Annotated in this window: 8 protein-coding genes; 7 read left to right on the plus strand and 1 reads right to left on the minus strand. The window is 38.5% G+C overall.

Annotation, left to right across the window (positions count from 1 at the left end; all coding sequences use genetic code 11):
* Positions 1-131: 131 nt before the first annotated feature.
* Positions 132-6,692: a beta strand repeat-containing protein gene (locus ACQ33O_RS09835; protein WP_430995404.1), complete on the plus strand. Its 6,561-nt coding sequence runs from the start codon at positions 132-134 to the stop codon at positions 6,690-6,692.
* Between the two features lie 154 nt (positions 6,693-6,846).
* Here the strand turns inward: ACQ33O_RS09835 and ACQ33O_RS09840 are convergent, their stop codons facing one another.
* The gene (locus tag ACQ33O_RS09840) at positions 6,847-7,161 is read right to left on the minus strand and encodes a hypothetical protein (protein WP_430995405.1); all 315 of its coding nucleotides are present in this window, start codon (positions 7,159-7,161) and stop codon (positions 6,847-6,849) included.
* Positions 7,162-7,222: 61 nt separating this feature from the next.
* On the opposite strand from ACQ33O_RS09840, the gene ACQ33O_RS09845 reads away from it, so the two are divergent.
* The 6 genes from ACQ33O_RS09845 to ACQ33O_RS09870 all read left to right on the plus strand — a co-directional run bounded on the left by ACQ33O_RS09845 (position 7,223) and on the right by ACQ33O_RS09870 (position 24,725).
* A complete protein-coding gene (locus ACQ33O_RS09845) occupies positions 7,223-19,432 on the plus strand; it encodes a fibronectin type III domain-containing protein (protein ID WP_430995406.1) in 12,210 nt (4,069 codons plus the stop codon).
* 47 nt (positions 19,433-19,479) lie between these two features.
* Entirely contained in the window at positions 19,480-19,698 is a 219-nt protein-coding gene (locus ACQ33O_RS09850) for a PID-CTERM protein-sorting domain-containing protein (RefSeq protein ID WP_430995407.1), read from the plus strand.
* Between the two features lie 206 nt (positions 19,699-19,904).
* Positions 19,905-20,720 (plus strand): polysaccharide biosynthesis/export family protein, encoded by an 816-nt coding sequence (locus ACQ33O_RS09855; RefSeq protein WP_430995408.1) that lies wholly within the window; start codon positions 19,905-19,907, stop codon positions 20,718-20,720.
* 30 nt (positions 20,721-20,750) lie between these two features.
* A complete protein-coding gene (locus ACQ33O_RS09860) occupies positions 20,751-23,150 on the plus strand; it encodes a polysaccharide biosynthesis tyrosine autokinase (protein ID WP_430995409.1) in 2,400 nt (799 codons plus the stop codon).
* A 73-nt stretch (positions 23,151-23,223) separates the two neighbouring features.
* Positions 23,224-23,730 carry a UpxY family transcription antiterminator gene (locus ACQ33O_RS09865; RefSeq protein WP_430995410.1) on the plus strand — a complete coding sequence of 169 codons (507 nt, stop codon included), beginning with the start codon at positions 23,224-23,226 and terminating at the stop codon, positions 23,728-23,730.
* 47 nt (positions 23,731-23,777) lie between these two features.
* Entirely contained in the window at positions 23,778-24,725 is a 948-nt protein-coding gene (locus tag ACQ33O_RS09870) for a GDP-L-fucose synthase family protein (RefSeq protein ID WP_430995411.1), read from the plus strand.
* Positions 24,726-24,738: the final 13 nt, after the last annotated feature.

Below are 24,738 nucleotides of genomic sequence, written 5' to 3' on the forward strand. Positions count from 1 at the left end.
CATGCATAAAATGAGTTAAAAAAATTCTACATTTATACCACGATATTTACATGCTGCCAATAACATCCGATACTAGAAAAGCAAAAAATTAATTCGAATTGTTGTTGTAAAAAAAGTGTAAAACTTACTGTATGAAAAAAATGTTTACTTCTACTTTGAAAGTACTTTCTCTTATTTGGGTCCTTCTGCTAAGTGCTTTAAATAATGATCTTTTTGCTCAAACAATTACAGAGAATTTTGACAATACAACCACATGGGTATCTGTAACAGCTTTTAGTACATCGACAGTGCAGATAGGAACAAGTACTCAATCAACCTGGATATATAGCGGAGCAAGACCACAAACGACTACTTTTAATTCCAGTACACAGAGTTTTAATATCACTAATTCGGGGAATGCTTATCTGATATCTCCAATTATCACAGGAGGTTTTTCTACTTTAAGTTTTACCTACAGGAATAGTTCGAACAATGCTGCCATAGGTGTTGCGTTTGCTACAAACATTACATTTGTAACTGGTTCTGCTACGGCTGCAAGATCAAGCACCCTTACAACCGGAGCCAGCCCATGGTTTTCGACAGTACAATTTACAAATGCCACAAGTGCCAACTGGTCTACCTGGACATATGATGCTACAGCTTTGGGAGCCAATTCTACAAAAGATATGTACATTAAATTTTTTAGGGTTGGCGGAGCTATTTTTCTTGATGATATTAATATAACCTTGAATTGTTCCCCTCCAAATGTAACAGGCTTATCTGCAAGCGCTGCTACTATTTGTGCTAAAAATCCTGCAACCGTTACCGTTAGTTCAAGCAATCTGGCGTCAGGGTCATATACTGTAACCTATGATGTGAGTGGTACAAATACACTTAGTTCCAGAACGGCTACTATGAATTTTACCGCAGGCAGTCCGGGTACGGGTACATTTTTAACAGATACACTGGTTAGTGCAGGGGCAGCTAACGTGGTAAATATTACCAAGATTGCATCATCCGTAAGCTGCTTCAGTAATACTACAACATCAACCGCTGCTTTTACTACCGATGTAATTCCTACTGCTGCCGCAATTTCGGGCAGTTCATATATTTGTTCTATTGGTGGTACAACCACTCTAACTACTACCGATGTAGGCGGCACTTGGGGTACATCTAATGCAAGTATTGCAACGGTCAGCAGTGGCGGTGTTGTAACGGCTGTTGCCAATGGAACTTGTAACATTACTTATACCACTGCAGCCAACGGTTTTGGTTGTTCAGACGTTGCTTATAAGACAATGAATATTGGCGGAGTTAGTATCACACCTACAACGCCGTTAACAGTATCGTTAGGGCCCGGGGCAATGAGCCCCACACCACCTGCTTTGGCTTTTACTACTTCAGGTAGTCCTGATCAATATATTATAGATTACAGTGACGCTGGTTTTACAGATATATCATCTTATACATCCTTAGGATCTAGTCCGTTAAGTTTAACGGTACCTACAAATATTACAACACCAACTACCTTTAATGGTAATACAATCACTGTCAAAAATTCAACGAGTGGTTGTACTAGTTCAGCAACATCTTTCTCATTAGTATTTGGTACTTCTTCTACCGACTATTTCCGATCTAAAAGTAGCGGTAACTGGTCTGATGCTGCTAACTGGCAAAGTTCCGGTGATGGTTCAAATTGGTATGATGCTACTGCAGCACCAACAACTACCTCGAAGGGGGTTACTGTACGGAATGGACATGTTATTACTGTAGATGCAAACTTATCTGCTCCACCAATTACAATCAATAGTGGAGGTGAGCTCACTACTTCAGCAAGCACAATTACTCCCAGTGGATCCAACACAATTACTGTTGATGGCAGATTAAGTGTAACAGCCAATACAAAATTGCTTATTACAACCACTAGTAATTTGAGTTTTGGATCAACAGGTGTTTTTTATCTTAACGCAAATGGTGGGTACATGCCAAATGCTGCATGGAACGCAACTTCAACTGCATATATTACAGGTTGGACAACTGCCTACTCATTTACAGCTGATAATGGTACATTCCCGGCTACTGCAACAAACAGAGTTGGTTCACCTGCATCGCAATGGGGAAATTTAGTTTTCGATTTTCCCGCCTTCAATCCATCTTCTACAGCAAGGATTTTAGCAGGGTTTGCTAACAATGCTGCAATAACAATAGGAGGTAACCTTACATTACTAAGAACAAATAGTTTAAATACTCAGTTATTTACATCATCAGGTGCTACCGGACTTACTTGCGAAAGCTTAACCATAAACTGTGGTACTTGGAAGTTTAATAATGCCTCTTATAATGTAACAGTCAATAAAGATTTTAGAATGGTCGATTCGTTGAGTGCTACAGGAGGATACAGTGTTGCTGCACTCGATTTTGGAACAAGTGCTACTGATAATCTGAATGTAAAAGGGAATTTTGTACAAAGTATTGGCACCATAACAAGTAATGCAGGTTCACAAAGCATAAATTTTACAGGTACCTCTGCACAAAGTGCTACTTTTAATACACTTGTTAATGCAGTGCACCTGAACATAAATAATAGTGCCGGCGTAACTGTAACTTCAGGTTCAGCTAATCTTACGATGGAGGGATCAATTACGTTAACAAGTGGTGTATTTGATTTAAATGGTAAAACCTTAACATTGTCTAATAATACTTCTTTTCAGCCGATCATCAGAACAGCAGGAACGCTTACAGTTGGCTCGGCCGGTAGTTTGGTCTTTGGTATTGCAGGTAAAATATCAGGTGTTGATGTTGTTATTCCTAATGGAACATTTACAACCAGTAATCCCGCCATCACCAATTTAACATTATACCGAGATGATGTTTTAACATGGGGCGACCAAGGGGTTGAAGTAACAGGTACTTTAACTTTAACACAAGGAACGTTTAATATTGGTTCCGGTTTATTGAATTTAAATGGTGCGGCACTATCTGCACCGGCTGGTTACCTGTCTGGTAGTTCAACATCCGACTTTACGCTTACCGGAACGCCGGGTTCTGGTGCAAGCATTAACATGCCCATTGCTTCAACAATTAGTTTAAGAACAGTAACTATTGGCGGAAACAGAACATTGGTTATGCCGGGCACTACTGGTGTAAACCTTGATCTTTACGGTACAATGACGATTGGTTATACCAACTCAACTACTTATGGTACTTATGATAATAATGGAGAAAGTCAGATCACGAATAACGGATCTGCTGCACTTGTTATTAATGGTAGGTTTATTACCAGAGATGCTCAGGGATTTTGGGGTACCAACTCATCCGTTCCAACTGTTCCGCTTACTATAAATACAAATAGCACAGTTGAATATGGTCGTGCTGGTACTCAGGACGTTCAAGGTGGCTTAGGTGGTGCGGTTTATTATAATCTTTTAATTTCAAATAGTGGTACTAAAACTGTATTAGCTAGTAATACAATTCCCCCGGGTGGCACAATTACTATCACCGGATCGGCGGTATTGGATGTGGCTAATTTTAGTTTAGGAGCTACCGGAACTGCGGTGAACGTTACTATGACCGGTACGTCAAAAATGATTGTAGCAGGTACATCAACCAGGCCAGTTCAGGCTGGTACCTACACGCTGGCAACTACTTCTACCATTGAGTTTAATAACACTACTGTTGGTAATGTTACAGCAATAAGAACAACGGGTGTTACTTACGCAAATGTGATCATCAGTGGAACTTATGTAGCAAATATTTCTGTTGCGGCATCAGCCGGAATCACTTTACAATCGGGGTGTTCCTTTACTGTAAAAACCGGAGCAATTTTTAAAGTATCTAAACCGGATGGATTCTCAGGTAATGTCAACTCTGCAGTAAGTAGTACCAATAACCCAACGATTGTTTTAGAAACCGGCTCTATTATCGATTATTATGGTGGTGGCAATACAGCAACCGGTTCAAGTAGTGTGGCTGTAATCAGTAATGCTATTCCATATCAAGGTATCAGGCTTTCTTCCACCGGTACAGTAACGGCTCCGGCAGGTACGGTAACCGTTAATGGTAGCTGGTCAAATACCGGTTCTACTTTTGCACATGGCAATGGTACTGTTTTGTTTACAAGCAGCACAGCTTCTCATACCTTTACACAAAGTGGCGGTTCGGGTACATTCTATAATCTTACTTTAGATAATACATTTACAGGTGGTAAGTTGACCTATATGAACAACATGACTGTTGATGGTCAGTTAACCTTAACCAGTGGAGAGTTGGTTAATAATAGCAACTATACATTAACGCTGAACGGAACAATTGCCAATTCAGGTACCGGAACCATTACCGGATCTACAACAGCTAATATATACATTGGTGGCTCGTCAGGCGGAGCGTTGGGTATTATGAAGTTTACTTCAGGAGCAAGAATGGTATCTAATTTTACACTTAACCGTACAGGCGGAAGTGGTGCCTCAGCTACCATGGGAACAGATCTGAACATACAGGGTAATTTTATTGCAACTGCCGGTGCGATGGAGATCAATGGTAATACATTAAGATTCTACAATGGTATCTGGACGGGTGCTACCTTGACAGGTTCAAATACTTCCAGTTTGATAGTAGCGAATATTGGAGGCAATATGAGCTGCACCAATTCACATACAACTTTAAAAAGTTTGTCTCTTACAACAGGTGCTACTTTAACACTTGTAGATAGTTTAGATATTACAGCATGGTCTGGCTCAGTAGTTGGTGATGTAACACTTGCCAGTGGTGCAACATTAACCACCGGGGATAAACTAACCTTAAAATCAACTGTAAACGGTACGGCCAGGGTAGGAGTTTCTTATGGTAGTTTTAGTGGAAAAGCCATTGCAGAAAGATATATGCAGATAGGCACGGTAGCTACATCTAGAAGATGGCATTTATTATGTACTCCGTTCATAGATAACGGTAACGCACAAACGATAAAGCAGGCGTGGCAGGAAAACTCATCCAATACCGATAGAAATAGTCCGATCAACCCCAATCCGGGTTATGGAACGCAAATAACCAAAAGTACTACTGCAGCAAATGGGTTCGATCAAGGTAGTACCAATAATCCGTCAATTTACCACATGATACCGGGTGGCCAGCTGGGAAGTATTCAGTATTCTACTATTACAACAACCGATACGGTAATAACTGGTCGTGAGGCTTATATGATCTTTGTAAGAGGTGATAGAAGCATTATTGTTAGTTCGCAATATATCGATGCAGGCCCTACAACGCTTAGAGCAAAAGGTAATCTTTATGTAGGTGATAAGACCAAAACACTGCAGCCTTATATTAATGTGCTGGGTAATCCTTATGCTTCAGCAATAAGTGTAGATTCATTGACCTTTCACGGTGTTAAATTCGTAGCTTCCGGATACAATATGTATATTTTCGATCCGAAAGTTGCCGGAAGTTTGCCTAGTCCTGTTGGCAGATTTGTTACACTGAGCAGTGAGGCAGACAGTACTTATACTTTCAGCGGTAATGTTTCGAATTTCCTTGATGTTGCTCATGATTCGGTACCGTTTATTGAATCGGGAATGGGCTTTGCTGTTTACTCACAATCTGCTCCACACTCTTTTGGTTTTCATGAAACAGATAAAATAAGTATAAGTTCCAACACAGGCTTGGCAAGCAGACCGGTTGCAGGAGCTGCTAAGAAACCATCTAAAGTAAAAACAGTTGAAAAGCTCTTTACGGATCTTTATGCAGTTTTAAATAATGGCACATATTCTCTTGCAGATGGTGTTGCTAATACTTTCCATCAATCGTATAGCAATGAGGTAGATGAAAAGGATGCACTTAAATTATCATCATTTAATTTGAGAGAAGGGTTAGGTATTTTGAGTGGAGGAAAAGAGTTGTCTATCGAAAAAAGGAAAAAAGTTCTTCCTAATGATACTATCTTCCTGCAAACAAGAATGATGCAGGATCAGGCATATCAATTTAAATTCAGAGCACAAAATTTTAATCCGGGATTGAATGCATATTTGCAAGATACTTATACGGGTACAATCACACAGATTGATATCAGTGGCAGTAATGCAAGTGCATACGACTTTACCATTAACAATAGTATTCCGGCATCAGCCAATGTTAATCGTTTCCGTATTATATTCAAAAATGATCAGGGCGGACCATTACCGGTTACTTTCAATACAGTAAAAGCTACTCCGGAAAATAAGAATATTGCAGTAGAATGGAAAGTGGAAAATGAATTGAACATTAAAAATTACGAAGTGCAAAGAGCTGCAGATGGTGTGAATTTCAGCACTGTTGCAACTGTTACTGCCGATGGAAGTGCAGGTTACAATTGGTTAGATGTAAATCCGTTTAGTGTAACTAACTATTACCGTATACGCAGTATTAATCAGAATGGCGAAGTGTTGTACAGCCGTATTGTAAAAGTTACCACCGGAAAAACTTCACCTGCAATTACTGCTTATCCGAATATCATTGAAAACGGTGTAACAGGGTTACAGTTGAACAATATGCCGAAAGGTAAATATGATGTTCGAATGATCAATTCTACCGGGCAGGTAGTATTGGTTAAACAAATTAATTATGCAGGAGGTACCAGCGTTGAAACATTGAAGATCGATAACGCTTCGGTAAAAGGAATGTATCAGTTAGAAATTACAAAACCCGATAGAACAAAAACGGTTTTGAAAGTTTTGAATCAATAAAAATAGATGCAAAAGTGAATATAAAGAGTGCCCTCAAAAGCACTCTTTTTTTTATGCTATTTTATAAATCATCAACTACCCTTATACGTTAATATTTTTTCACTTAAAATTATACTTTTTAAATAGCAATAACTGCCAATAATGACCGTTTTGATTAACCTGTAAGTATTGTGAGCGGAGGTGTAGACAAATAAAAATAATCGCAATATGAGTAGGGTTGACCTGAATGTTTTCCACATGCCATTGCATAAATAATTGATTTGTAACAACAATACTGTAAATACTTAAAATATTTGTTAATATTGTTGATTTTCTGTACTTTAGCAGCCAGCCTTGGGCTAAAATTTCCGATATCCTTGTTATTGTTTGTTTGAATAAAAAACACCGTTGGTGCAACCAATATGCTATTTTTTTCATCATGTAATAATTGTAGTGAAAGCAATGATCCGGTTATTTTATGTAGAGTCATAATTTTTTAAAGATTTAATCAAGGTACGGTCTTCGATTGCTAACAATTCAATGTTGCTATTATGAGAAAAATATTTACTCCAGCCACTGGCATTTCTATCTTAAGTTTTCAATTTAAATTCATGAATAAATTTTTATCCAAAGCTGCTGCTTTGTGCGTAGCTGTGTTGTTACTTTTGTGTGGTGCTTTACATGCACAAAATCCTGTTTATATCAATACAGGAGATTATGGTGGATTTTCATGGAACTCAATCTCCGCTTCTAATAATTTAACAACTGCTTCCAATTATCCTGGTAACAGAATTGTGTTAACTCCAAGTGGAGCCGGTAACAAGTATTTTAGATTTACAAGTGCAACTTCAAGTTGGACGGAATATGGACCAACTACCGGTGCTGACATTCAAGTTACTTCCGGTGCAGCTCCATTATCTACAATTAGCGGAGCTTCAGGTGCATGGTTTTTAAATATTGCCAGTGGTTCAAGTAATGTTGTATTTAAAACAACTAATGGTGCACCTGCAACTGCAAAAATATGGGCTACGGAAGTACAAGGTGCAGTTAGAAGTCTTTCAGGTACAGTGCAGTCTCCATTGGCTTCAGGAAATATTTATGCATCACAGGTAGTAACTGTAACCTCAACATTATCCGGAGCTTTATCTACAGGACAAAATGCGTATATCCGTTACACAAAAGATAATTTTTCTACTTCTACAATAGCAGCAGCAACTTCTGTTGTTGGTACAACTGCTACATTTACAATTCCTGCATCATTCAATACTTCAGCAGCGTCAGTAAAATATTACGTTTTTACTTCAGGGGCTACAACTCCAACACATGCAGATGCCGATGCGATGACAATAAATTATGACAATAACAGCGGTAGTAATTATTCTTATACAGTAGTTACAGGTACTGCATATTATTGGGTGGGTGGAACTGGGCCTGCTGCAGCATTTAATGATGGAACAAACTGGAGTACAGCAGGTGTAGGCGGAACAGCAGGATCTTCCGGAGCAATTGCATTTACAACAAGTAATATTTTAATTATCGATGGTAGCGATGTTAGTGCTACTGGTGGTCTGCAAACGGGGCAAATCTCAGCAATAGCCACTTCTGCAAATTTAACGATTGGGCAATTAGTTTTAATGAACTCAGCTAATATACGAATAGGGGCCCTTTCCTCTACTAGGTCATATACGATTGGTGGCGGTATTGCAGGTGCCGATTTAGATATACAGGCAGGTAGTACATTGATCTTTGGTTATACAGGAGGGACATCACTTCAAACATTAGCAATAGCTGCATCTAACACAGCAAGTATTGCAGGGATATTAGATATTGGTAATTTGAATGCAAATGCTGCGATTTTAACAATCGGTACAGCTAATAGTGTTACTGTAACAAGTACAGGTACTTATCGACATGGAATTGCTTCAGGTACTTTTCCTGCTCTTGTATGGAATACCGGTTCAACAATGGAGGTAACAGGGCTAACAAGTCAGAGTCCAGGGACTTCTTTTAACCAAACTTATTCTAATGTAATATGGAATTGTTCTAATCAATCTCAAGCCATCGGTTTAGGGGGTAATCTTATAACTATAAATGGGAATTTTTCTGTTACAAATACAGCTACATTTAATATCAGACTAAATGCCGGTGCATCAAGCACTACAACTGTTGGTGGTAATTTAAATATCAATGGGGGAACATTGGCTTTAAACTCTGCCAATGGTAGTGTTAATTTAAACGTAACAGGTAATTGTAATATTTCTTCTGGAACATTGACACATAATACAGCAAATAATACCGGAGCACCGGCGATTAATATTGATGGTAATTTGAATATTTCAGGAACCGGTGTTTTGGATTTTCAATTGTCTGGTAGTACAAATGGTTCCAATAATGGGATTGTAAATTTGAAAGGGAATCTTACCATGACCGGTGGCTCAATAGTTAAAACAGGAACAGGTACTGGTACGGCTTCGTTCAACTTTGCAAAAACGGGTACACAAACATTTTCAAGATCAGGAACCACAACTATTTCGGGTAACCAAGCATTTGTAATAAACAATGGAGCAACAGTAGATTTTGGTACCAGTTTATTGGATGGAGGCTCAGGAACATTTACGCTATCTGCTGGAGGTGGTATTATTACAGCCAATACCAATGCAACAGGAGCATTAACTTCAAGTGGTGCAAATGGTACTATACAATTAGGGGGTACACGTACTTTTAATACAGGTGCAGATTATACCTTTAATGGGGCATCAGCACAAGTAGTGGGTAATGGATTTACCGGAGCCCGTGCACTTACTATAAACAACAGTGCCGGCGTAAAATTAGCTGCTTCAACAGCCGCAACAGTTAGCGGTACAGTTACCTTAACGAGTGGAGATCTTGATATCAATGCTAATACATTAACTCTAAATAGCGCTGCTGCAGCTCAGTCTATAACGGGTAGCGGTAGCCGACAAATTATAAGTACAGGTGCAGGTATAGTATCACTTACAGGTTCAGGAGCACATACTATTACGGTCTCCGGGTTGACTGGCCTTACTTTTGGTTCAACCGTTACAGTTCAAATGAACAGCAATGCAACATTAGATTGCGGGGGTAATGGCACTTCTACAAGTTTAGTTACCGTTAATGGAACATTGCAGTTAAATAGTACAACCAATTCAAATATTGCAAACTCACATCCTCCGTTTTATGGGAATGCCTCCACGTTAGAATATAAAGTTACCTACGGTGTATTCGATGAATGGAAAAGCGGTACAGCTTTAACCACACCAGGAGTTCCGCAAAATGTGAAAATAAATGGAAGCGGTATAACAGTTACATCGCCGACTACTGCTCGTAATGCTTTGGGAAATTTTGATATAACTCAAGGTACTTTTGCATTAAGTGCTACAGTAGGTGGTGACATAAATGTAGGAGGCAACTGGACCAATGCCGGTACATTTACACCCAATTCAAGAACAGTTAGATTTGTAGGAGCAAGCGGCAATCAAACCATAACAAAATTCGGTGGAGAAACCTTTGATTATTTAACCATTAATAAGGCTGCCGATTCTGTACTTCTAGCCAATTCTATAACAGTAAATCAGACACTTACTTTGACTAGCGGTGTTTTGAAATTAGGGAATAATGATTTGACATTTGGTACAACCTCTGGTACCAGTACCGGCGCCAGTACAACAAGTTATATTGCTACTAACGGTACAGGTAAAGTGATAAAAACACATTCGGGTGCATTTACGTATCCGGTAGGTACAGCTACAAAATACACGCCTTTATCAATCACTGCTGCTTCTAGTCAACAATATACCATTGGTTCTGCTGCCACAACTTATTCGCCTTCAACTGATGCGTCAGTGAATCAGTGGAGCATAGTAACAGGTGGTTCAGCAACTTCTGATATTACATTCAGCTGGTATACTGCAGATGCAGGTGCTAATCTTGCAGCAGCAGCAAGCACAGGTAAGGCTTTACAATACAATGGTTCAACATGGGATAACATAGGAGGCACAACAAACACAGGTACTCCAAATACAGTTGCTGTAACCGGTATAACGGCAGCAACATTAACAGGTACCAATGTTTGGTCGGTTGCAATACCTCCGGCAGTTCCGGATATTACTTTGGCAGACAATTCTGGTGGACAGGTAGCAAGCAGTACCGTGACTGCTCCAACTAACACAAAAATTATTTATAATTTCCAAACAACAATTGCTACTTCTACAGCTATATTGAATCAACTTACTTTCGCTACTACAAACAGTGCGTCAGATGTTTCGAAATATCAATTATATTATTCAGATAATAACAATAGTTTTGGTAGTGCCAGTCAGATAGGATCTGATATTACTACCGGATTAGGTACAGGTACCCATACTTTTTCAAGTTTAACAGCAAGTGCTATCAATGGCCATGTTGGTTATTTCTGGATCACTGCCGATGTGCCTTCCGGTGCTACACCGGGTAACACAATTGTTGTTACTGCGTTAACGACAAGCAACCTAACATACAATGGTGGTGGTAATAAATTCGGCTCTGCAAGTATTGGAGGAACCATTACTATTATAAAAGCCCCAACTGTTACAACAGATGCTGCAAGTGCTGTTACAACAACTACGGTAACATTAAATGGTACAATAAATGCAAATGCTAATAGTACAACTGCTTCATTCGATTGGGGTACAACAAATAGTTATGGTACAAATGTAGTAGCAAATGAAAGCCCTGTTACAGGAACAAGTAATACATCCATCACAAAAGGAATAACAGGATTAGCAGAGAATACTTTATATCATTTCAGTGCGAAAGGTGTAAATGCGGCCGGTACTACTAACGGTAGTGATGCCACCTTTACAACATTATCAAAAGCGCCTACTATTGCAACTGCAACATCAATAACATCAACAGGTTTTACTGCAAACTGGACAGATCCAACAGGACAAGGTTCAGAAACATTTACCATAACATTAGAAGTAGATGATGATAACGCCTTTGGTTCTCCTACTACAGTTAACAGTATAGCTTCAGGTACTCAAACATATGCAGTGAGTGGACTTAGCTCTGGCACTCAATATTATTATAGAGTAAAAGCTGTAAATGCAGGAGGTAGTTCAGCATGGTCTGGTACTGAAACTGCAACGACATCATCAGCAGTTGCACCAACTGTAACAACAACGGCTATATCTTCTATAACAGAAAACAGTGCAAATACCGGTGGTAATGTAACCAGTGATGGTGGTGATGCAGTTACAGCAAGAGGTGTTGTATATAACACAACAGGTTCTCCTACATTATCTGATCCTTTTACCACAAATGGTAGCGGTACAGGTTCATTCAGCAGCTCTTTAAGTTCATTATCTGCTAATACAACTTATTATGTAAAAGCCTATGCTACAAACGGAGCCGGTACAGGCTATGGCAGCGAAGTAAGTTTTGTGACATTAGCGACTGAGCCTGGAACTGCAAGTACTGTTACTTTTGGTGCAAGAACGAATACTAGTCTTGTAGTTAATTTTAATAGTGGTACAGGTGGAAGAAGATTTGTGGTGGCTCGTGCTACTAATAACTCATTTAGTTTTACTCCTACAGATGGAACGTCTTTAAGCGGAACAATCAGCAGTGATTTTGGAGTTGCGGATAATCAGGGTGGTGGTGATAAGATCGTTTACGATGGAACAGGTAATACTGTAACAGTAACAGGATTAACTGCTAATACTGCATATTATTTTGCAGTATATGAATACACAAATAACAGTGCAAGTTCTCCAAATTATTATTTAACTCCGGGAACAGGCAATCAAACAACTTATAATCCTACAATTACTACAATAGGAACTTTATCTGCATTCGCAAATACGGTAACCGGAAATAATTCTACATCACAATCTTATACTGTAGAGGGAACAGAATTAGCATCATCTATTACTGTTACTGCTCCTACAGGGTATGCTATCAGTCTTGATAATAGCGATTTTAGTGTTAATCCAATTGTTTTAACAAGAGATGGAAGTGATGCAGTCTCTACAACAACAATACATGTAAGGTTTTCACCTTCATCTGCAAATGGAACAGTTTCAGCGAATGTTACCAATGCGGCAACGGATGCTACCACAAGAAATATAGCAGTTACCGGTATTGCATTAGCTGCTGAACCGACCGATAAAGGAACGGTAAGTTTTGGAACTACTTCTGCTACATCTATTCAGGTAGATTATACTTTGCCGGGTTCAGGTTATGGTACTAACAGGATAGTTGTTATTAAAGCGGGTAGTACAGTTGATTGGGCACCAACGGACGGTGCAGGTATAAGCGGTACCGTTAGTGCTGCTTTTGGATCTGCAACAGACCAGGGTAGTGGTAACAAAGTGGTTTATAATGGAACCAATAGCACCACAAATGTTGTTACAGTTACTGGTCTTACAACAAATACTACTTATCATTTTGCTATCTATGAATACAATGTAGGTAGTAATAATTCTCAAAATTATTATGGTACTGCAGCAACCGGTAATCAAACCACTGCGGCTGTATCTTCGGCTGGCGATTACTTCAGATCTGCTGTTGCAACTTCAGGTAACTGGAATTCTGCGGCATCTTGGGAAAGTTCTCCGGATAATTCAAACTGGATACCGGCAACATTAACACCTGATGCTTCTTCAGCAAGAGTTACCATTTTGGCGAATGATACAATCGTTGTTCCAAATGGACAAAGTATTACAGCTGATAGTATTACAGTAGCCGGTACAGGTCAGATAACAATTGCATCGGGAGGTACACTAACGGTTGCAAACAGCACTGCAGCTCCTGATTTAACCTTAAATGGAACGATACTTAATTCGGGTACTTTAACTTTCAGCAGCAGCACTGCATCTGTTGGAAGTGGAGGTATTTATGAACACAATATTGCTAACTCTGTAGCTGTGCCAACTGCCTTTACTTGGGGCACAGGTTCAACTGTAGTTTTATCGGGTACTTATGCCGGATCTGCTACATTAGCGACACCTGCATCTGGCAACTATTATAATGTAACGTTTAAAAATAATATTTCAACGTTGGCAAGTGACTTTATTAATATTGGCGGCAAAACAATTGATGGTAAATTAAAAATATCAACATCAGGAAATGGAGCTGTAATACCTACTTCTACAACAACAGTTACTACCGCTGCATCTTATGAACAAACTAGTGGTAATTTCTTTGTAAACAGAAATGGCGGTGGTACAAGAGGCTTAACAATTACGGGGGATGTTGATATAACTGGAGGAATCCTAGATCTAAAGCAAAATACTTCAGCACAATTGGGACAATTAACAATTGGAGGTAATTTGAATGTAGGGGCTTCAGGTACTTTAACTGCAAGTGGATCAGGAACCGCTGCAATGATCTTTAATGGAGCTTCAGCACAGACATGGTCAAATGCAGGTGCATTCTCAGGAACATCAATTGGGGTAGCCGTTAGTGTTACTGGTGCAGGAGGTGTAACATTAAATTCCAGCATTACTTTACCTTTTGCAAGTAGCTTGACGTTAACATCTGGAAACTTTACTATTGCGTCCGGCGTTACTTTAACCATGGGTGGTACATCAACCGCCACAATTGGTGGAAGTAGAACTTTGACTGTAGATGGGACATTAACAAGAGTATCAAGTGGTACATTCACTACTACAGGTACATTAAGTATTTCTAATGGAGGTAAATATCAACATGCACACAATGCCGGGGTTATTCCAACAGCGACTTGGGTTACAGGTTCTACTTGTGAAATAACAGGTAATACGTCAACAACCCCATCTGCAGGTCTTGGTCAAGTTTTCTCTAATTTCACATGGAACTCTCCTTCGCAAACTACAACAACAAATATTGGAGGTGCATTAACAACTGTAAATGGTAACTTCTCTGTATTAAATACTGGTGCTGCCACCAATGGTCTTCGTCTCGTTAATGGAGCTTATTCACTAAATGTAGGAGGAGATTTAATTGTTTCAGCTGGTAATACCGCAAAACTCGATATTAATGGAAATACAGGAACTGCAACAATAAATGTTGGGGGAAATGTTACAATCGGTAGTGCAGGAACACTTAGTAATACTGGAGGTACAGGCGTAGTTAAATTAGCTGGAAACTGGTCAAATAGCGGAACATTTACAAATGCAAATACAACAATTGAATTTAATGGCTCAAATGCACAATCTATAACTAAATCAGGTGGTGAAACATTTAATAAATTAACTATTAACAACTCAAGTTCAACAGGTGTTACTTTAAACAATGATATAACTGTTTCTAATAATACTGCCGGTGGTCTTACATTAACTGATGGAGAGTTAATTACAGGTGGTTCATATAGAGTAATAATAAGTGGTACGGCTACAACTGTTATTAGTGGTGGCGGTACAGGAACTTTTGTAAATGGTAATTTACAAAGAGCTGTTGCAACAGGGACTAACACCTATGCGTATCCAGTTGGTAACACGGGTGAATATGCGCCTGCAAGTCTTGCGTTTACAACCGTAGGTACAGCTGGTAATGTAACTGTAAATACTACCAGTACGGATGAGCCAAACCTGGCGACTTCTACTATTGATAATATAGACAGGGCACAACGTTATTGGACATTAACCAATTCTGGTGTTGCAACATATACTTTAGCTCCTACATTTACGTATAATGCAGCAGACCTGGTTACAACAGTTGATGCGACATTGTATAAAGTTGGAAAATATAATAGCGGATGGACATATCCAACTGTTGCTTCAGCAACATCTTCAGCAATTACTGCTACAGGAATCACTTCGCTGGATGGTAATTACCAGGCAGGTAAAAATGCAGCAGTTCCTGTTGTAACAACGGATCCTTCTTCACAAACTATTTGCGATGGGGCTGTTGTAACATTTACTTCAGTTGCTACCGGTGCTCCAACACCAACTATCAAATGGCAAGTAAGTACTGACAATGGTAGTAGCTGGTCGGATGTAAGTGGAGAAACGGCGGCTGATTACGATTTCACTGTAGCTGTTGCCGACAATAATAATCAATACAGGGTTATTTATACAAACAATAAAGGTGCCGATACTTCAGCAGTTGCGGTGTTAACTGCGGTTGCAACCGGCGGATGGGTTGGACCAAACTCAGGCGGCGACTGGAACACTTCGGCTTATTGGTGTGGAGGTAGTGTACCAACATCTGCTGATGATGTAACTATTCGTTCAGGTGTAAACATTACAATTAGTTCTTCGGTAGCAGCGAAAAGTATCACACTTGAAAGTGGAGCAGGTATAACCTTCAGTGGTTCTCCAACATTAAGTGTTGCCGGTAACTGGACAAACAACTCTGGAACAGGAGCATTAACAGCAGGAACAGGTACTGTCGCATTTACAAGTGCAGCTACTGTCGGTGGTTCTTATGCAACTACATTCAATAATGTAACAACTAGTGCAGCGCTTAACCCCGGTGCATCTAAAACAGCGGTTAATGGTACCATTTCTATAAATGCAGGTGGTTCTATAACTACAAACGGTCCGGTGTACAACAGTGGCTCTACCTTGATTTATAACACTGGTGCAAACCCTGAAGTAAGAGGCGCAGAATGGACAAGTGCTGTTACGCCTGTGAATGTTCAGATATCAGGAAATACAATTATGAATGCTGATAACGTTGGAGGATCGGGTAGTCAGGCAGCGACATTGAGTGGCAATTTAACCATCGATGCAGGTTCAGCTTTCTATATGGATTATGGTGGTGGTAGTGCTGCATTAACGGTTGGTAATAATATCATTTTAAATGGTAATATAAGTTTAGGCGGTTCATCTGGTGGTGATTTATTCTTAGGAGGAAACTGGACGAGAGATGCATCTTCATCTTCTGTAAACTATAATGACAGAGCCGTATTCTTTAATGGTTCAAGTGATCAAATTATTACACTTGCAACTTCCGGAACTCAGGCATTTGCTTACTTTATTATTGACAAACCAAGCGGAAATGTTCAACTGGGTACCGGTACCGATGTAAGTATTGCTTCTACTAGTGGTAGTGTTTTACAATTGATCGATGCAGGTGGATTGGATCTTAATGGAAGAACATTTACTTTAAGTGGAAATGGTGGTAATATCCTTGTAGACGGAGCAGCAAGAAATATTACAGGTACAGGAACATTTGCTGTTACAGGTACAAAAACTGTAACAAGTGCAAACAGTGGTACACTTGTACTTGGTGCAAATGTTACTACAAATCTTACAGCAGCATTTGATCCGGGTTCTTCATTAACAACTGTTAACGGTACATTACAAATAAGCTCAGGCGGCTCTTTAGCTAACAATACAGTTACTTACGGTAGTGCATCTACTTTGGTGTACAACCAAACAGGTACTCCAACATTTGGTAATGAATGGACTGGAAATAATACGACAGCAGGCTCCGGAGTTCCTCAAAATGTTACCATACAAAACGGTACTACGGTAAATATGCCTTCAGCAGACAGAGGCTTGGCTGGTAACTTAAACATCAGCAACGGTACCTTGGTGTTGAACGGCACTGTAGGAAATGACCTTTATGTAGGGGGTAACTGGACCCGTAGCTCATCAGGAACATTTACTGCAAATGACCGTGCTGTATTCTTTAACGGTTCAAATGCGTCAGCAATTTCAGCTCCGTCAAGTAGTACAAAAGGTTCTAATGGTGAATTTGGAGGTGAAACATTCCCTTACCTGATCATTGACAAAAATGCAAAGACAACCAATGTTAATCTGTCTTCTAATATCTGTGTTACCAAAACACTGACCTTAACAAAAGGTACATTAGAATTAAATGCATCTGATCTTGTATTGCCTTCAAATGCAACAAGAACTGCAGATCTGGCACAGGTAAATCCTTCCGATGCAGATATTTCTTACTCGTCTACAGGTAGGGTTGTAGCGCAACGATTTATTGGTAATACAACTACCGTGCGTACTTGGAGGTTCTTAACAGCTCCATTGCAGGCAGATGATACTTTATCAATCAATTCGGCATGGCAATCAGGACAGGTAAACCCTGACTATACAACACCTAACAATACAAATCCTTGGCCTGGTTATGGTACACATATCACCGGACCATCAAGTCTTTATGATTTTGATAAAGGATTTGATCAGGGTACGGGTAATAATGGTTACTCGATTGAATACTTCGATAATACAGGAGCTACAACTAAATTGAGCTATCCTGCAAATACAAAATCTACCCGTTTAATGAGCCAGTTGGGCTGGGGCTTATTTGTGAGAGGTGATAGAAGTTATGTGTTTGGTAGTCAATATACCGCTTCGGGTAATACAACACTCGAACCAAGAGGTAAGATAAATATTGGAACAGTTGTTTCTACGATCGTACCAAATAAGACCAATGTAGTAGGTAATCCATATCCAAGTCAGATATATATGTATGGCGTTGATATGGGAGGATCTGGATTTAACCAACATGATTTCAAATTGTGGGATCCGGCGGCATATACCAACTATCAAAGTACTGGTAGATATGTGTTCTTTAACTGGAATGGCAGCAGCTATGATGTAAATAATGGACCAACCACCACTTGGGATTATCCGGGTACGGTAGAATCCGGTGAGGCATTCCTTACATACAACAATGCTGCTTCAGGAAGTACTGTAACTTTCCACGAAACAGATAAGGTAACTGGAGTAAGCACACTGGATGGTATTCAAAGTCGTCCGGCAAGGGGCAACACAAGCAGTGCTAATAGACCGGCTGCTACACCATCAGCTAAACTTCAGTTGGATCTGCAGTTCTATAACTCAACAACAAGCAGATTTACCAACCTTTCCGGTTCAAATGCTTATTTCGATCCTTTATTTAGTGATGCGGTTAGTTCTAATGAAGACAATATTTCTCCTGTGGGAAGCTTATTAGCTGAACTACGTATTTTGGAAGATGGATTACAATTATCAACAAATAGAAGGAGCCCGATAGCTGATGATGACACAGTTTTCTTGTATATGTCTAAAGCCAATCAAGTACAGCACAGATTGGTAGTTTCAACTAAATACTTTGCAACGGATGTCGCTGCAACTTTGATAGATAAGTATTTAAATACCGCTACGCCGATAACAATTAGCAATACAGATTCTACATTCTATTTATTTGATATTACTGCAGATGCACAGTCTAATAGAACAGACAGGTTCATGATCGTATTTAAAGTGTTAAATACGACTCCTGTTAAGTTCAGCAATGTTAAAGCAGCACAGCAAAACGCTGGCATAGCGGTACAATGGAGTGTAGCAAATGAAGTAAACGCTAAGTCGTATGAAGTTGAAAAATCAACTGACGGGGTTCATTTCACAAAAATGAGCACTATAGCGGCAGCGAATTCAGGTGCTACGGCGTCTTATAACTGGTTAGATGTTTCGCCGAATACAGGAGATAATTACTACAGAATACGCCTTGTAGATCAGTCAGGAGCGATTGCTTACAGTCAGATCATAAGAGTTAAAACCGGTAGCATTACTTCAGAAATAGGGGTTTATCCTAATCCGGTTGTTGACGGAGTTGTTGGTTTACAGCTTAATAATATGCCAAAAGGTAAGTACGAAGTACGAATTATTAACACTGTGGGACAAACAATTTTGAAGAAAACTGTTCAACATTTGGGTGGTAGTGCAATAGAAACGTTATCTTTGGGCAATAATGTGGCTAAAGGCCTCTATAAGCTCGAAGTTATTCACCCGGATAGGCAACAAACCGTGATTAACTTGTCATATTAAAAGCGTACTAACCATTAAATTATAGAACAGAAAAATTCGTCTTTCAAATGAAACGATATACTAAGATACTATTGTTCACAAGTTTACTTGTGGTTGTTTTAAATGTCCTACCTAAGTTTGCGCTTGCTCAGATCGATCCTGGAGAGGATCCGGATGCTCCAATCGACGGAGGGATCAGTTTGCTGGTAGCGGCAGGAGTTGGATACGGAGTAAAAAAGGCAAGAGACAGCCGAAAAGCAAAAGCCGGCGACAACACAAATAAATAATTCATTTTACATCTTTAAAAGGGGTGACAGATTCGTCTTGTTATCCCTTTTATTTTTATATACGTACCTAATTTATGTAGTAACAACAGTTGGCAATACAAGTTATTTTAACGAAGTTTGCATATAGCTTATGCTTGATTTGTTAAACCTTATTTGTAATGCCTTTTTTCGTTTTTAATAGAATATCTCCTTATATTTCAAAACTTATGTACAACTTGTTTTCTTTCGCAAAGTCTCCTGTGTTGAGGTTTAATTCCATTTTATTAGCGATATCATTTTTAGTAGTAATATTTAGTTCTTGTAAAACAACTTACACGAATGCGAATTCGTTTAAAACTTTAACTAAAGACACGACCATTAGTGCATTCGTTAATGAAAGAGCCGAATTGAAGATCCAGAAAGGAGATATCTTAACAATCTCAATAACGAGTTTAAACGCTAATGAAGACGTATTGTTTAATTCTACAAACGGTAATTCCAGCTCCGGGCATCAAAACATAATTGGATACTATTTAGATAAGGAAGGTAATATAGAATTGCATAAACTTGGTATTATACATGTTGAAGGAATGACCACAAAAGCACTTCAGGATAGGATCGCAAAAGATCTGGCGCCGTATTTAAAAGACCCGATCGTTAAAGTAGGGTTTCAAAATCATAAGGTTACTATTCTTGGTCAGGTAAAAACAGCTCAACAAGTTAATCTTGATAAAAGCGATCAGATTTCCGTTCTCGATCTGATTGCTATTTCCGGAGATCTAACCGCAGATGCCGATAAAAAAAATATACTGATCATTAGAGATAGTGGAGAAAATAAACAAGTTAAAAAAATAAATCTTGAAGATCATTCTATATTTTCTTCCCCATGGTTTTATCTGAAACCGAATGATGTTTTATATGTTGGAGCAAACAACAAAACCACTGATGAAGTAAAAAGAGCTAATAGGCAGCAAACTCTGACTATTGTATCATCGGTGATAACAATTACAGCTATAATTTATACCACGTTTATCAGAAAATAATATCAGCAGGCACAGCTAACTCTTACAACTATGATTGAAAAGAATATACAGGAGACCAAAGAGACCAATGTACTGATACAGCTTTTACAAAAATACTTGCCTTTTTGGCCGCTTTTTGTATTTACTACTTTTACATCTTTGATCATTTCATATTTGTATCTAAGGTCGCAAATACCGGTATATGTTGCCAGCGCAAAGGTTTTATTGAAAGATCCGAATAAAGGTGGTGGCGATTCTAAATTGCTTGATGCGTTAAATATCTTCAGCGAAAAAAAGATCGTTGAAAATGAGATATTGGTTTTAAAGTCTTCGGAGCTATTGAAAGAAGTAGTTAGACAATTAGATCTTTACACAGCTACATATATTGATGGAAAAGTAAGATTGGAGGAATTATATGGTAAAAGTGCGCCGGTGTATTTTAGAGCTGTATATAGAGATAGTGTGTATCCTGCAGGCAGGTATTATTATTCAATAGATTGGGCCCGAAAAAAAATATTCTTTAACGGCAGGTATATTGAAGATGGAGAAACTACCCGAATTGGAGGAACAAGTTATACTGTTACTTTAAATCATGCTTATCCCAAAAGCAGTTCTGCAAAAAAATATCTTATAGAATTCGGATCGGTTGAAGGATCTGCATCAACGATCAGCGGAGGAATAAATGCAAGTGCCATTTCCAGTGCTTCAACGGTATTGAATGTAAGATTAGAAACCACTGTACCCGAGAAAGGAAAAGAAATATTAAATAAGCTGTTTGAAGTTTATAACATAGCAGCCATTAGTGATAAAAATGAAATAGCCAGAAAAACACTTTACTTTATTGATAATCGTTTGGGGTTTGTAAGTAGTCAGCTTGATAGTGTAGAGCGTAATATTGAACGTTTTAAAGCAAGAGAATCTTTAGTTAACATAAGTGCTCAGGGGGCAAATTATCTTCAGAATGTTAATGAAGGCGATAGAAGAATGGCACAAACGGGTATTCAGCTGTCCGTTTTAAATGATATTACCACATATATCAATCGAAAAGAAAAGAAACCTGGAGTAGTTCCATCGCTCATGCTGGTTTCTGACCCTACATTGAGCAGTTTATTAACGAGTTTGTACGAATCTGAAAATGAACTGGAAAGAGCCAAAGCACTGACCGGCGATAAAAGTGATGCGGTGCAGTTGTTATATCAAAGAATTGCAAAGGTCAAACAAAGTATTCAGGAAAATGTTGCCAATATTAAAACTACTTTAGAAACGGTTAAAACAAATGTTCAAAGAGACATAGATTTTAATAGCGGATTGTTGCAAGGGATTCCCGCTAAAGAAAGAGAATTGCTGGATATCAGCCGCCAACAATCAATAAAAAATGCCATCTATACCTTCCTACTTCAAAAAAGAGAAGAAATGGCACTTAACTCAGCTTCTACCACTGCAGATCTTCGTGTATTGGAAACAGCTTCTACAGGCGGACAAATAAGACCAGTACCTAAAAACTTTTACATAAGTGGATTAGTCATAGGAATACTTTCAGCTGTATTTTTAGTTTTGCTTAAAGAACAGTTTAAAAATAAAATTTTATTTAGAGAAGAAGTAGAAAGTAAAACCTCTGTTAGTTTTGTTGGTGAAATTGCTCAGGCATATTCCAATAAAACAATTGTGATCTACGATGGTAAACGTACAGTAGTTGCTGAACAATTCCGCTCATTAAGAACCAATCTGAACTTCATAGGGCTCAATGAAAAACAAAACACGCTACTGATCACATCCAGTATTTCCGGAGAAGGAAAAAGTTTCATGGCGATCAACCTTGCTATCAGTTTTACTTTAACCGGTAAAAAAGTAGCATTACTCGAAATGGATCTGCGTAAACCTAAATTAAGTGTTTTGTTAGAAATTGATAGAGAGCCTGGGATTTCAAATTATTTGGTTGGTAAAACAACGCTAGATAAGATCATTAAAGAAACGTCAATCCCTAACTTATTTTTATTACCGGCTGGTGCTATTCCCCCCAACCCAACCGAGTTGATTGCTAAAGGAGGGTTTAAGGATCTAATGGATCAATTGCGGCCACAATTTGATTATGTTATCATTGATACCGCTCCGGTGGGGCCTGTAACTGATGCATTATTATTAAACCCATATTCTGATGTAACACTGTATGTGATCAGGCATGGTAAAACACCAAAACCTTTTGTTCGTTTGATCGAAGAAATGAATAAACAGGGCAAGTTCAAAAATATGTGTTTGGTATTTAATGGGTTAAAACCTAGAGGTATTGCATTGGGCAGCTTCTCTAAAGGTTATGGCTACGGCTATGGTTATGGATATGGTTATGGTTACGGATACGGCGGATATGGAAGTAGTGATGAAGCACCAAGGTCTATTTTCTATAATATAACATCTTATTTTAAAAAGATCGTAAGGTTTTTTGCTAATAAATAATGTGTTATAAAATCAATAAAAATTGTCTTCAGTTTGCTGAAATATGTGACTGAGGATTAGCGAAGCTATATTCATGCCTAAAAATAATCTACATTGGTTCGCTGTTTATACAAAGCCCAGATGGGAGAAAAAGATCGCTAAAACCCTCGACGAAAAAGGTATAGAGAATTACTGTCCGGTTAATAAAGTTGTTAAACAATGGAGTGATCGAAAAAAAGTTGTACTTGAGCCTGTTTTTAAATCATATGTGTTTGTAAAAATTTCAGATGACAATAAATGGGACCTGAAGCATGTCAACGGGATATTAAACTTCGTTTTCTGGTTGGGTAAACCTGCAGTCATTAAAGAATCTGAGATCAATACCATCAAAAAATTTTTAAACGAATTTTCAGATATACAGGTAGTCAATACCGGATTTGAAAAGAATACATCCGTTCGGGTTAAACAAGGCGTTTTTATGAACTATAAAGGTCAGGTGATTGAAGTGATTGGTAACAAAGCCAAGGTACAGATACAAAGTATGGGTATTATTTTACAAGCCAATTTCGAAAAAAAGAATTTAGAGATCGTTCATGCATAATATACCAGCTTTGTTGGTTTTCATGAACTTTTAAAATAATTGAATAAATGAATAAAACAGATAAAATATACATTGCAGGTCACAATGGTTTAATGGGTAGTGCAATTTTACGATTGCTTCAACAAGAAGGGTATACAAATATTGTAGTTAAAAGTTCATCAGAACTTGACTTGAGAGATCAATTACAGGTCAAAACCTTTTTCGAAAAAGAAAAACCTCAGTATGTTTTTTTGGCTGCAGCTAAAGTTGGCGGTATTTGGGCAAATAAAACTTATCCCGGTGAATTTATTTATGACAATTTAGCGGTACAAAATAATGTTATTCATCAGTCGCATTTGAATGGCGTTGAAAAACTATTATTTCTTGGTAGTAGTTGTATTTATCCTAAAAATGCAAAGCAGCCAATAAAGGAAGAATATTTACTGACTGATTTTCTAGAATCGACCAATGAAGCCTATGCAATTGCAAAAATTGCGGGTATCAAAATGTGCCAGGCATATCATCAACAATATGGCAGCAGGTTTATAAGTGTTATGCCTACTAATTTATATGGTCCGGGAGATCGTTACAATCTTCAGAATTCGCATGTACTACCTGCATTGATAAGAAAGTTCCATGAGGCTAAAATTCAAAATGACGAAGCCGTAACAATATGGGGTACAGGTACACCTTCCCGTGAGTTCTTATATGTTGATGATGCTGCAAAAGCCTGTCTGTTTTTAATGGATCAATATGAAAGTCCCGAGATCATTAATATTGGTTGGGGAAAAGATAATACGATTGCTGAGCTGGCAGAATTAATAAAGAAGATTACCGGATTTTCGGGTAAACTTATTTTTGATCATTCAAAACCCGATGGCACACCACGTAAACTTTTAAACGTAGACAAAATAAATGATCTTGGTTGGAAAGCATCCATCGACTTGGAAGAAGGCATTTCAACCACATATAAAGACTTTTCTGAAAAATACGATTATTATATTAGTCGTACGTAACGAACCTTAATCA

Origin of the sequence: Ferruginibacter sp. SUN002 (assembly GCF_050611725.1) — a bacterium.
Lineage (GTDB): Bacteria > Bacteroidota > Bacteroidia > Chitinophagales > Chitinophagaceae > Ferruginibacter.

Bases quoted from the DNA above. Each gene is read 5' to 3' on its own strand.
- ACQ33O_RS09835 (WP_430995404.1), top strand. From the start codon at position 132: ATGAAAAAAATGTTTACTTCTACTTTGAAAGTACTTTCTCTTATTTGG.
- ACQ33O_RS09840 (WP_430995405.1), bottom strand. From the start codon at position 7,161: ATGACTCTACATAAAATAACCGGATCATTGCTTTCACTACAATTATTA.
- ACQ33O_RS09845 (WP_430995406.1), top strand. From the start codon at position 7,223: ATGAGAAAAATATTTACTCCAGCCACTGGCATTTCTATCTTAAGTTTT.
- ACQ33O_RS09850 (WP_430995407.1), top strand. From the start codon at position 19,480: ATGAAACGATATACTAAGATACTATTGTTCACAAGTTTACTTGTGGTT.
- ACQ33O_RS09855 (WP_430995408.1), top strand. From the start codon at position 19,905: ATGTACAACTTGTTTTCTTTCGCAAAGTCTCCTGTGTTGAGGTTTAAT.
- ACQ33O_RS09860 (WP_430995409.1), top strand. From the start codon at position 20,751: ATGATTGAAAAGAATATACAGGAGACCAAAGAGACCAATGTACTGATA.
- ACQ33O_RS09865 (WP_430995410.1), top strand. From the start codon at position 23,224: ATGCCTAAAAATAATCTACATTGGTTCGCTGTTTATACAAAGCCCAGA.
- ACQ33O_RS09870 (WP_430995411.1), top strand. From the start codon at position 23,778: ATGAATAAAACAGATAAAATATACATTGCAGGTCACAATGGTTTAATG.